We start from the raw sequence: 11,191 nt of genomic DNA, 5'->3' as shown, positions 1-11,191 counted from the left end.
GAAAGACATGCCAGAGGAAATCGGGCTATTTGCTGAAACCGGCAACGACATGGCCCACACGTACGAGGCCTCTGCAGCCGGGCCGGCAGCAGCGCCTCAGCTGGTCTTCGGCTCGGCCGAGGAGTTCCTGCACGAACAGCTGCTGCCCACCTACGTCCGCGACGTCGATGACAGGAGCGCCAAATGGTGCATGGAATGGTACTTCCACCCCGAAGCCGTCTCGCGGGTAGAAGCCCTATGGCGGGCATGGGAGCACCTGCGCCTCGACGGCGCCACAGGGATCAGCGTCTGGTGGCGCGACCACGCAGACCACCACATGCGCGTACTGCTGGACCCCCAAGGTCCCTTCTTCAACTGCGACAAATCAGGCCACCGCGACCCCGCCCACCTGGAGCCAAAACGTGCACCGGCAGGGTGGTTCCCGGATGTACGACTCCATAGTTAGCTGTTGAGAAGCGAGTAGGGGCGGTCCAAATGGACCACCTACTGCGTTGTCGCTAACTACGCTGCAGCATCTCTCTCCCAGATGGACACCATCCGATGCCCAGGGGCCAAAGGACTTGTGTCACGGGTACTGCACGGAAGAGACTGCCGCTTCCCTATCGCCAGCGTGCCGGGCCATGGATTTGGTGGCAATGTATTTCCGGCCAGGCACAACCGGGCCGCGCAGCTCTGCGTCAGGTTTGAAGACCACGTGGACCCGGCTTCTCGGCAGAACTTCCCGCCGCACAGGAACCCTCGATGAATCCCGCCGCGAGAGCAACAGCAGACAAGTCGGCGCCTTGGCCGGACGCTGGGGGAGCTTCAAGTCATTGATCCCGCCTGAGGAAGAAACGACAAGGTGGTCAGCACCATCCAGGCCGCCATCGCTGACCGCCACACGGATAGACGCGGGCATCGGTGAGAATACACCGTGCCGTCCTCAGACGAGGGCGGGGTAGCTGGTCAATATGTAGTCCGCGACGGCCGTTCGGTTCGGGATTAAAGCGGATTCCCATGACTCCCCAGAACGTCCCCCTCGGCTCCGGGCACGGTGCCGCGGACGCGGCACCAGCTGGTGTAGAGACCGTACAAAGGATCCGGCCCGAGTGTAAACACGGGACACTGCTCTCAGGTCGTGGCTTCTTTGAGGAACTGGTCGAACTCTGTATCTGCCATGGGTGGCTCTTTCCGCACGTGCCTACAGCGCTGGCCGTCCTGCTACAGCGGCTACATCACGGGCGCTGCACAGGGCGCCGGAACGGGCGGTTCAAACTCTGTTCGTGGCCGCCGGGGTGACGGATTGGTCGGCCACCCAAAAATTTACGGCCGCCCGGCCCTGCCGGCAGGAAGCTCCCCTGGTGGCTTCGTTCAAGGAGCGGGTACCGCGGGTACCGGTCGTTTGCGTGACCGCTTCGGCTTCCGGACTGTGCCGCCTTTCACGGGCAATCCTCAGGGTTCTCTGTGCATAATTGTCGCGAAGCTCCGGTCAACCGCTATTTGACGGGAGCTTCGCCAATTCCACAACACGGATGCCGGGCGGCAAGACTCTTGGCAGCCGGCCTGATGGAAGCGGCCGGCCGCGGCAAAGTCGCCTCGCCTGTTTCCGCCATCCCGCCTTCAATGCCGCGAGCCGGGGCAACCCCGCAACGGGAGCAGAGAAGTCCCCGACCGATGGGCGCAGTAGCTGTCCACCACCCACTCGTCTGATCGACCAGATCGAATCGCGGCGATTAATGGATCGCTATTTACCGAATTAGGCAATACCTATGCCGGATTTACTCCCCGGCCACGGGTGATAACCTATTCCGCATGGCAAAACGAGTAATAACAACGCTTGAAGATGATCTCGACGGTTCTGAAGCGAATGAAACAATCACTTTCTCTCTCGACGGCGCTGAATATGAGATTGATCTCAATAATTCCCACGCCAACGAACTACGTGCGGCAATGAACAAATACGTATCCGTTGCACGCCGATCGACCGGGCGTGCCAGATCGGCACGACGGCCCGGCCCCGGCGGTAACGACACCAAAGCCGTCCGCGCCTGGGCGCTGGAGAACGGCCTTCCCGTCAGCACCCGGGGCCGAATCCAGGCTGACGTGTTGGAGCGCTACGCGGCCGCACATTAGCGAAGTAATGCCGGGAATCGCTGCCCTAATGGTTTCCGCTGAATCAGAGCGGCTTTGCCGTTGTAATCCGAATAAACAGAATTTAAGCAAAGGCAAGGATTGGACGATCGGCCGGATCTAAGGTCATCTCGCCGGCCAGATTCCCGGAAAATTGCAGGAACACATCAAGGGGCCGATCAAGTTATCGCCAAGCAGTACGAGTTGGCTCCCGGACTGCCGGCGCGCAATGGGCCGTTCGAAGGCTGGCCGTGCCAAGTCGGTGTCCTCGCAGCCTTGCCTCGCGTTGTTCGGGGCCGCACCGCTACGACTGGACAGACCAGTGACGATCTCGTGTTCCAGTGCGGTCACCGCACCCATGCTGGACCGCTCTTGATGCCTACCGTCGTCGCCGCTCGTGGTCGTCCAGCCTGCTCGGAGCGCGACGATGTGACTCCAACTCACTTGTCCAGACGGTGTCTGGACAAGTGAGTCCGGGCCAGCGACGAATATCCGCTATCTCACCTCGCGGTGACCTCAGACGTCACTTTCGTAGGATCCATTGCGGCGGGCAACGCCGATAAGAACCCATATGTTACGTCCTCGCCCGCTGAAGGCGTCAGGGTCTGGCTTGTGCCCGCAGGTGTTGGCGCAGGCCAGGGATTGCGAAGTCGACCCTTCCGTGGGCGGTAGATTCTATAAGGCCGGCCGCCAGCAGTCTCGAGCGGTAGTTTGCTATGAGATTTGTCCTGGCTCCGATGCGTCGCCCGATGTCTCCGGCAATGGACGGTCCGTCGTCCTCTGCCATTGCGTGAAGGAAGTCCAGGTCTTTGGGGGAGGCAGTGGCGAGGGCTGCTTCGATGACGGTGCGTGCATTGCGCCGGTTCGCCGCCTCGATGGCGCGTTCGACTGTTTCGGGAGTGAGGTTGCCATGGTTGGTTTCGGCTTCCTTCCAGAGGAAGTATCCGACCAGTTGGATGAGGAAGGGGTAGCCTCTTGTCGCTTCAGCTGCGTGGCGGATGAGGTCGGGGGAGACCGTAAAGGCTGCTTCGGCGAAGGTGCTGGCGAAGGACTCCTCCACTTCCCGCACGGCGGCGGCGTGGAGATCGATCTTGTCGGCCCGGCGGAGGAATGTGGCCACCCCTTCGTTGAGCAGGTCGGACACGGCAGCGGGCAGCCCGGCGAAGACCAGGCCGATAGGTAGCCGGTCTTGGATGAAGTGCTGGACGCTGGCGGCGAGTTGGGCCAGTTCCCTGCGGTCGGCGGCGTGGATCTCGTCCACCGTGATGATGAGTCCGTTGCCGCGTTCGTCCACGAGTTTGAGGAGGTCCTCGCCCAGTGTCCGCCACGCGACTTGGCGTTCGGGCGGGAGTTGGGTGGTGATACTGAAGCCTGCGGCGGCGACCGCGGTGATCCTGCGGTTCACTGGGCCGGTGCCAATCTCTTCGGCGAGATGACGCATGGACTCTCCGATGCGGCCCATGAAGCCGGCGGTGGCGGTTTCGGAGATCACGGCCCAGCCCTTTTCGCGGGCGATGTCGTGGGCGGCGCCGAGCATGACGGTCTTGCCGATTCCGCGGGCTCCGGTGAAGATGGTCAACAGGCCGGGAGCGCCGGATCCCAGGCGGAGCCCGTACGCGAACTCATCCAGCACGCCTGCCCTGCCGAGGATTTGCGGAGGCGTTGCCCCGGCCGACGGGCGGAATGGGTTCTCCATTGACGAGCTCCTGTGAGTGCTTGTGTATCTTGTGAGTTTCCCTCGACGTGTGAGTTTATATGAGTTTTGTGAGTTTGGTGCTGGTGGCGCGGCAGTGTCGCCAACAGCCGGCCACAGTTGGCGCCAAAGCGTGAGTTGCTAGCAGAGTCGGGGTTACGATGCCCATTGCCGAGACACCGTTTGAAAGCCGCGGATTGCGAGACGACAATCCTCGTTGGTCTTCATTGGCGGACTCCGCAGACCGTTGCGGCGGAACCGCTGACACGCCACGGTACATCCGCCGCTGGATGTCAGATTGATTTCTAAGAGTTTGGCAAGGCCCGTGCCAAGAAAAAGAATTTGAACTCTAATCTGACAGCTTTTGGACACGTCCTTGACGTCAAGTTGGGGTGTACCCCAACAGCTGGTACAGGTCGCTGCGCAGGAGTGCGTTGCTTTTACGCTGGCCTTGAAGTCGAGAAGGAGTCCATCACTGATCACGTCTGCGTCTGCTGGCTGCGGTAAAAGTAGTCACTCATGGCTCCATCATCCACGGGGCCACCGAAAGAACAGGCCAAACCACCAGCCATGTTTTGACCGCCCAAGAAGGGTGTGACTATCGTCGGTGTTTATCTGTCAGGCGTTGGACGTGGTCGCCGGGTTGTGCTCCAACGCTGCGGTGATTGCCGCGGGTGATGGGAGCGTGGCCTTTTCGTCGGCGGGCAGCGCTTCGTAGGTATATGAGGTCACGGTCCGAGGCGTAGCGCACGGTGCGTTCGTTCCGTGACCCGCAAACCAGGATCCTGACGGTCGGTGCTTGCCTGGCAGCGAAGTAGGCATCCGCTATCAGGGCCCTATTATCCCGGGACATTAATTCCAAAGCCGCCTGTACTGGCCTTAACTATTCGCGCTGCCGGCGTTGTTCTTCCGGCGATTCCGACGTCTGCGGCGAGGACCAGCCCATCGTAGGTCCCGGGAGAGTCAAGACCGATGCTGGCTGTTGTGACGACGAGGGTGGTCCTGTCCTCGCCGGCAAAGCACACGCTGGTGGGCTGCCTGGCCGGAACAGGAAGTATCCGCTCGAGGCTGCCGTTGGGGCGGTATCGGTGGACCTGTCCTGCTCCCCAGATGGCCACCCACAAATGGTCTTCCACATCAGTGATCATGCCGTCCGGGCTGCCGTTGGCAATGGTCACGAATTCCTCTGCCCGGCTAAGGGTGCCACCATGAGGGTCGACGGTGTAGCGCGTGATGGTTCCCTTGGCGCTGTCCGCGAGGTACATCAGCGTGCCGCTGCCATTGAAAGCCGGGCCGTTGGGAATGGTAAGCCCGGTGAGAACCGTAGTTAGGGAGCCCTCCTCATCCAGGCGGTGCAGGGAACCCGCGCCAGGAGTAGCGTCCAGGGCCATTGTCCCCGCCCAGAAGCGTCCGGAAGGATCGCATACGGCGTCGTTCATGCGCACGGCAGGGGTTTCCCTGGCCGCGGTTGGGACCGGTGCCTTGTCGGACGGCGCGCTGAGCCAGGTGAGGCGGTCGGCGTCGTCAAGTATGGCGATTCCGTCAGCGGCCGCCGCGAGCAGGGCGCGGTCGTTGCCGGAAATCGGGGCGACGGCGCCGAGCGGCACCGCGATTTCCTTCAGCAGGACCGTGCGTTCTGCCGAGGCAAGGTCCACTTGCCACAGCTGGCCCCGGAGAATGTCCACTGCGACAACTCGTCCGTCGGGCAAGAGCCTCGGTCCCTCGCCAAGTTCCATGGGCGCCACGCTGCAGGCGCGCCACTGGAGGTCTTGGATGGGGAGAGAAGTCGCTGTCATAGTTTTCCGCGTTTCATCGAAGGGTTGAGCCTGCTTCCAGGTTTAGCAGTGCGAGTTCAGGGCGGGTGGGGAGACCCTCCCAGTCGCCTTTGCTCGCGACGGCGAACGCCCCAAGGGTATTGGCCAGGTCCAGGCAGTCCTGCGTGGAAAGCGAGTTCAGCAGGCCGGAGATGTAACCGGCGCAGAAGGCATCTCCAGCCCCAACGCTATCGACGACGGCGACCCGGCGGGCGGGGATGTGGCTCGACCCGTTCGTGTGGTGCACCTGGGCACCTCCCGCCCCTAGCTTGACGACAACCTCCCGCGTGCCTTGGGCCAGCAGGAGGGCGGCCACCTCGGCGCCCGCTTCAGCGGCCACTTCGGGCGGGCGGCCGGGGTGGGAAGGGACCGCCGTAAGGAGCGCGAGTTCGTCCACTGAGCCGATGACCACGTCCGAGACCTGCGCGACTTTGCTCAGCGTTTCGCGTGCAACGTCCACGCTCCACAGCTTGGCGCGGTAATTGACGTCGAAGGTGACAACGGCACCGGCCGCCTTGGCTGTCGAGGCGGCGTGCAGCACGGCATCAGCGGCATCGGGTCCGAGGGCACACGTCACTCCGGTGACATGCACAATTCTCGGTTCCTCATTGAGGGCAGCGGTCAGGTGGTCCCGCTGCAACGCCGATCCGGCCGAATTCTGCCTGAAGTAGCTGACGCGGCTCAGGTCCGGGAGTCTCTGTTCGAAGAGAACCATGCCAGTCTGCCGTTCCACGCAGGTCGTCACATGGTCCAGGCCGACGGATTCGGCCCGCAGCGTCCTCCGGATGAGCTCTCCGCCTGCATCCGTGCCGACGCAGCCTACCCACTGCACGTCGTGCCCGAGCCGGGCCAGGGCAATCGCAACATTTGATTCGGCACCAGCGATGGACCTGCCCAGGTGCGGGTTGAGGGCCAGGGTGGACTCGGACCTCAGGGAGACCATGGCCTCACCGAATGTCAGGACGTCCATTGATGTTCCTCCAAAGTCCTGCCCGAGGAAGCTGAGCCGCCTGCTACAGGCCTGCCCGAATCCGCGAGCCGAAGAAACGACCCGGCCCGGGCTTGCAGGGCGGCGAGGCTGCCGCCGTCGGGGGCATCTCCGGTGAGCGGGCCGCCGGCGCCGACGGCGACCGCTCCAGACTGGAGGTAGCCGCACACGGAGTCGGCGTCGACGCCACCCACGGGAATGAAGTGGATGTCCGGGAACGGGTCTCGGAGGGCTTTGAGGTAGCCGGGACCTCCGAGGCTTGCCGGGAAAAGTTTCACCGCTGAGGCGCCCCGCTCGATGGCCTGGAGCACTTCTGTCGGCGTCAGCGCGCCCACCAATAGCGGCACGCCCAAGCGGCTGGCTGCGTCCACGCTGGGCGCCAGCCCAGGGGTGACAATGAATTGCGCTCCGGCGTCGAGCGCACCGTGGGTCTGGGCCTCGGTCAGGACAGTGCCTGCGCCTATGACTGCGCTGCCACCCGCGGCGGCTGCAATTCGGCCGATGGTTCCGAGGGCGTCCGCTGAGGTGAGCGACACTTCGAGGACTGTTATCCCTGTGTTGATCAGCGTCAGGGCAGTGTTGACGCAGGCGTCGGGGTCGCTGCCTCGGATGATGGCGAGCAGTCGCGTCTCGGTGAGGGCTCCAAGGAGGTCGGGGGAGGGGCGTTTCATGAATATTCCTAAATGTTGTGCGGCCCACCGGGGTGGGCCTTCGGGCTGAACATCAGGCAGCGACCGGGGGCAGGGTCCTCTTCGAAAGCGGGAGAGGCGGGCGGGGGCGCGTCCTCGGGGTGAAAGCCAAGATCGCGGATTGTGTGTGTCAGATCCCAGCGCTCCATGGCGCCGGGCGACATCCCAAAGTAGGCGCCGTACCCGACGGGTGCGGCAAGTGCGGAGTGCAGGAGCCGGCCGTAGTCGGCTTGACCCAGCCACTGGAAGGCAAGATCCTCCGATGTCGGTTCGAAGCCTGTGAGGCCAAGACGAAGGCAAATGACGGACATGCCGGTGCGTTCCGCCAGGAGCTCCATCAGGTTCTCGGAGAAGACTTTGGCCGCGCCGTACTCGCAGCAGGGTTTGGCCGGCCAGTGCGGGTTGATCGGATATTGCCCCCTACGGTGGTACAGGCCCATGGTGTGGATCGAGCTGGCATGGATCACCCTTTGGAGGCTCGAGTCGGAAGCGGCTGCGGCCATATTGGCTGAAATGACGGCCACTCCCTCGATTGCTTCGCGCTCGTCAATCTGGGGGTTTGCCTGTCCGGCCAGGTGGATCAGGATGTCGGCCGACGAGATCGCTTCGTCACAGGCGGCACGGTTCGCCAGGTCCAGGGTGACGTGGTCGACGTCGTCTGCAGCGCCAGCGTGCGGGTCCGGCCAGACGCGCTCAGCCCCCGGGGCCGGCCCTCCGCCGCCGGCACCCGGCCAAGCACGATCGACCAGCCGGAGCCGGTAGGAGCCGGCCAGGGCAGCTGAAGTCAGTCGGCCGACCCGGCCGGCTGCGCCAGTGACGACAACCAGGGGCAGTTCGTGGTCCCCGCCGCGTTCCGCATTCACGGCATGTCCTTTCACCAGTTGGTAAATGACCCATCGAGTCTACGCAGTTGGGGCATGGGAGGTGGTTGGATCTGGTGGGCCCTGGCGGCCTCAAGGTCCACTTCCAATCCCAGGCCGGGCGCCTCGGGACGGCGCATCCATTCCCCGTCCATGGTGGCCTGAACCGGGAATACATCGTTGGCCTGGGTGCCTGGAAGCTGGTACTGCTCCTGGATGCCGAACGTGGGCAGGGTCATGTTCAGGTGGAGTGAGGCCGCCGTTGCGATGGGTCCCAACGGGTTGTGGGTTGCAGTGCGGATGTGGTGGGACTCGCACCAGCCTGCTATTTTCTTGGCCTCGGTGAATCCTCCCACAATGCAGATGTCGAAGCGGGCATAGTCAATCAGGTCGTGCTCAATGAGGGGCCGGATTTCCCATTTGGAGGCGGCCTGCTCGCCTGCAGCCAACGGCACGGAGGTGCGCTGGCGCAGCGTGCGGTAGATGTCCGGATTTTCCCATCGCAGCGGATCCTCGATGAAGTACATATTGGCCCCCTCCAGCTCACGGCACAGGGTTGTGGCCTCGGGAAGTTCCAACCGGGTGTGGACGTCCAGGATCAGCTCAAATTCGCTCCCGAGCTCGTCCCGCACAGCTGTCACTTCAGCCAGAGCATGCCGGGTAGCGGCGCGAGGTTCCAGCAAGTCCCCTTCGGAGGGTACGGAAAGACGCCCGACGGTCCAGCCCTCCTCGAAGGCCTTCCGTACGTTGTCGACGAGCTCCGCCTGGTCGGCACCCCAGATGTGCCGGTAGCACTTGACGCGGTCACGGACCGCACCGCCGAGCAGCTCATAGACCGGGATATCCAGCGCCTTGCCCTTCAAATCCCACAGGGCAATGTCCACCGCCGAGATGGCCGAGGCGAGCACGCGGTCCGCGGGGTAGAACCCGGACCGGGACATGACCTGCCAGAGATGTTCGGTGCGGAAGGGGTCGTTGCCGATCAGGAGGGGCTTGAAGTGCTCCAGGGCTCCCCGGACGGCCAGCTGGCGTGACCGGAGCCCCACCTCCCCGACGCCGAAGATCCCTTCGTCGGTGTGTACAACAACCATCATCAGCGCGCCGCCGTCGTCGATGGTAAGGATCTCAAGGTCCGTTATTTTCACGGGGTCAGGCCTTTCTTGCAGGAGAAAATTCTCTATTTCATGCCTGAGGTGGCAAATCCGCGGACGTAGGACCGCTGGACGAAGAAGAACATGATGAGAACGGGGATGACGTAGAGTATGGCGCCGGCAGCCAGGAGATTGTTTACCGGGAACCCGGCCTTGTTGACGTAGCCGCTGGTAATTGCCACGGCGAGGGTGGTGTTGTCCTGGTTGAGCAGGAGCTGAGGGGCGATGAAGTCGCCCCAAACCCCGTTGAAGGAGAGGACGAAGGCTGTGATAATGACGGGCTTGGAGAGCGGGAGGAAGATCTGCACAAAGATGCGCAGCCGTCCGCAGCCGTCGAGAATCGCGGCCTCCTCCAGTTCCCGGGGCAGCTGGGCGAAGAACTGTCGATAGAGGAAAATAAGGTAGGGAGCGCCTGCGATGCCCCAAAGCACCCATGGCCAGTACGTTCCCACCAGCCCGATTTTGGCGAACAGCAGGTAGGTCGGGATAAGCGTGATGATCGGGGGTGTCATCATCATGGCGATGAGGATGCCGAAGAGAACTTTCTTTCCCCTGCCGTTGAGGCGGGCGAACCCGTAACCGACAAGTGCCGAGCTGATGGTGGTTAGCGCACCGCAGACGGTCGAAAGGAAGAGCGAGTTGGCGGCATATGCCCAGAATGGCAATGCCGTTGTTGCCTCGATGAAGTTCTGCACCTGCGGCGGGGTGGGTATCCAGGTAATGGGGTCCGAGGCCAGCTGCTGCGGAGACTTCAGCGACGTCAGGAAGAGCCAAAGGACCGGCAGGAAGAGAATGGCGCAGACAACCAGCAAGATGACGAACGCCACCCGGTTCTTGCGCTCGGGGATGTGGCGGATGGGGATTTCGGACGGTGCGCCGGAATCCGTTCCCTTCCGGTGGGCGGTGAGCGTCATTTCTTCTTCCCTTCCTCAGAGGGGTCGACGGCGTAGAACACTGTGCGCCCGCTGACCTTGAACGTGATGACTGTGACTACCAGGATGGCCAGGAAGAAGAGCCAGAGCATGGCGGAGGCGTACCCATAGCGGGAGTATGCGAAGTATTGCGCATAGACGTCCACCATGAAGATGCGGTTGGCTTCAGGTACGGCAGTGATGGCAGCCGCTCCGTTGGCCGGTGACAGGAGGAGCGCCGGGACGAACGTCTGCAGGACGCCGATCGTCGTGGTGATCACCTGGAAAAGAAGAACCGGCGAGATGCTCGGCAAAGTGACGTGCCAGAATGCCGCGAAGGCGTTTGCCCCGTCCAGCCGCGCGGCTTCGTGGAGCTCGGCAGGAACGTCCTGCAGAGCGGCGAGGTTGATCAAAACCCCTGCGCCGATGCCCCAAAGCATGACCACTATGAGGACGATGAACACCGTGTTTCCGGTCATCCAACTCACCGCATCGGCACCGAAGATCGCCAGGAAGCCGTTGATGGCACCGCTGTCGCGGTCGAACAGCAGCTTCCAGGTCAGCGTTGCTGCCACCGGCGGCACGATGGCCGGCAGATACACGAGCATGCGAAGGCCCGAACGCCAATGGACCTTTTCGTTCAGCAGCAGCGCCAGTCCCAGTCCGCCGCAGATGGTCACGGGCACTATGGCAATAGCCAGCAGACCGGTGCGCTGCAGGCTGGCCCACATTTGCGGTTCAGCCAAGGCATCGGCGTAGTTCTCCAAGCCGATCCAGTTCTGGCTGGGGGAGATTCCGTCCCAGTTGGTGAAGCTGATCCACAGCGCGTAACCCAGCGGGAAAAGCGTGAGGAGGACGGTGCCGATCAGCCAAGGGGAGATAAACGCATAGAAAGCGCCCGAACCGCCGTTGACTCCCCGCCGACGCCTGCGGCGGGCATCCCCGACCAGAGATTGTGTACCCACGTGCGCACTCA

At 63.0% G+C, this 11,191-nt stretch carries 10 protein-coding genes; 2 read left to right on the top strand and 8 right to left on the bottom strand.

What is annotated here, in order from left to right; genetic code table 11:
- Positions 1-7 precede the first annotated feature (7 nt).
- Positions 8-445, top strand: a complete 438-nt coding sequence (locus tag J7I92_RS01830; RefSeq protein ID WP_214836554.1) for a DUF4913 domain-containing protein — start codon at positions 8-10, stop codon at positions 443-445.
- Between the two features lie 1,346 nt (positions 446-1,791).
- Positions 1,792-2,112 (top strand): Lsr2 family protein, encoded by a 321-nt coding sequence (locus J7I92_RS01825; protein WP_214836551.1) that lies wholly within the window; start codon positions 1,792-1,794, stop codon positions 2,110-2,112.
- Between the two features lie 595 nt (positions 2,113-2,707).
- Here the strand turns inward: J7I92_RS01825 and J7I92_RS01820 are convergent.
- From J7I92_RS01820 to J7I92_RS23675, 8 genes are all read right to left on the bottom strand, one after another.
- Positions 2,708-3,805 (bottom strand): ATP-binding protein, encoded by a 1,098-nt coding sequence (locus J7I92_RS01820; protein ID WP_214836548.1) that lies wholly within the window; start codon positions 3,803-3,805, stop codon positions 2,708-2,710.
- Between the two features lie 836 nt (positions 3,806-4,641).
- The gene (locus J7I92_RS01810; RefSeq protein WP_214836545.1) at positions 4,642-5,598 is read right to left on the bottom strand and encodes an SMP-30/gluconolactonase/LRE family protein; all 957 of its coding nucleotides are present in this window, start codon (positions 5,596-5,598) and stop codon (positions 4,642-4,644) included.
- A gap of 13 nt (positions 5,599-5,611) precedes the next feature.
- Positions 5,612-6,586 carry a sugar kinase gene (locus J7I92_RS01805; protein ID WP_214836542.1) on the bottom strand — a complete coding sequence of 325 codons (975 nt, stop codon included), beginning with the start codon at positions 6,584-6,586 and terminating at the stop codon, positions 5,612-5,614.
- Positions 6,574-7,275, bottom strand: a complete 702-nt coding sequence (locus J7I92_RS01800; RefSeq protein ID WP_214836539.1) for a bifunctional 4-hydroxy-2-oxoglutarate aldolase/2-dehydro-3-deoxy-phosphogluconate aldolase — start codon at positions 7,273-7,275, stop codon at positions 6,574-6,576. Before J7I92_RS01800 ends, J7I92_RS01805 begins: the two co-directional genes overlap by 13 nt.
- A gap of 8 nt (positions 7,276-7,283) precedes the next feature.
- The gene (locus J7I92_RS01795) at positions 7,284-8,156 is read right to left on the bottom strand and encodes an NAD(P)-dependent oxidoreductase (RefSeq protein ID WP_214836536.1); all 873 of its coding nucleotides are present in this window, start codon (positions 8,154-8,156) and stop codon (positions 7,284-7,286) included.
- 11 nt (positions 8,157-8,167) lie between these two features.
- Positions 8,168-9,298 (bottom strand): mandelate racemase/muconate lactonizing enzyme family protein, encoded by a 1,131-nt coding sequence (locus tag J7I92_RS01790; protein ID WP_214836532.1) that lies wholly within the window; start codon positions 9,296-9,298, stop codon positions 8,168-8,170.
- A gap of 32 nt (positions 9,299-9,330) precedes the next feature.
- Positions 9,331-10,218, bottom strand: coding sequence for a carbohydrate ABC transporter permease (locus J7I92_RS01785; RefSeq protein WP_214836530.1), 888 nt, complete (start codon positions 10,216-10,218; stop codon positions 9,331-9,333).
- Positions 10,215-11,180 (bottom strand): carbohydrate ABC transporter permease, encoded by a 966-nt coding sequence (locus J7I92_RS23675; RefSeq protein ID WP_214836527.1) that lies wholly within the window; start codon positions 11,178-11,180, stop codon positions 10,215-10,217. Before J7I92_RS23675 ends, J7I92_RS01785 begins: the two co-directional genes overlap by 4 nt.
- Between the last annotated feature and the right edge of the window lie 11 nt (positions 11,181-11,191).

Origin of the sequence: Arthrobacter sp. ISL-72 (assembly GCF_018613755.1) — a bacterium.
Taxonomy (GTDB): Bacteria; Actinomycetota; Actinomycetes; order Actinomycetales; family Micrococcaceae; genus Arthrobacter.
This window is presented reverse-complemented; position numbering and strand designations above follow the sequence as displayed.

What these genes read in the sequence shown, in the direction of transcription:
- J7I92_RS01805 (WP_214836542.1), bottom strand. Translation starts at nt 6,586, where the DNA reads ATGGACGTCCTGACATTCGGTGAGGCCATGGTCTCCCTGAGGTCCGAG.
- J7I92_RS01820 (WP_214836548.1), bottom strand. Translation starts at nt 3,805, where the DNA reads ATGGAGAACCCATTCCGCCCGTCGGCCGGGGCAACGCCTCCGCAAATC.
- J7I92_RS01785 (WP_214836530.1), bottom strand. Translation starts at nt 10,218, where the DNA reads ATGACGCTCACCGCCCACCGGAAGGGAACGGATTCCGGCGCACCGTCC.
- J7I92_RS01825 (WP_214836551.1), top strand. Translation starts at nt 1,792, where the DNA reads ATGGCAAAACGAGTAATAACAACGCTTGAAGATGATCTCGACGGTTCT.
- J7I92_RS01800 (WP_214836539.1), bottom strand. Translation starts at nt 7,275, where the DNA reads ATGAAACGCCCCTCCCCCGACCTCCTTGGAGCCCTCACCGAGACGCGA.
- J7I92_RS01830 (WP_214836554.1), top strand. Translation starts at nt 8, where the DNA reads ATGCCAGAGGAAATCGGGCTATTTGCTGAAACCGGCAACGACATGGCC.
- J7I92_RS01810 (WP_214836545.1), bottom strand. Translation starts at nt 5,598, where the DNA reads ATGACAGCGACTTCTCTCCCCATCCAAGACCTCCAGTGGCGCGCCTGC.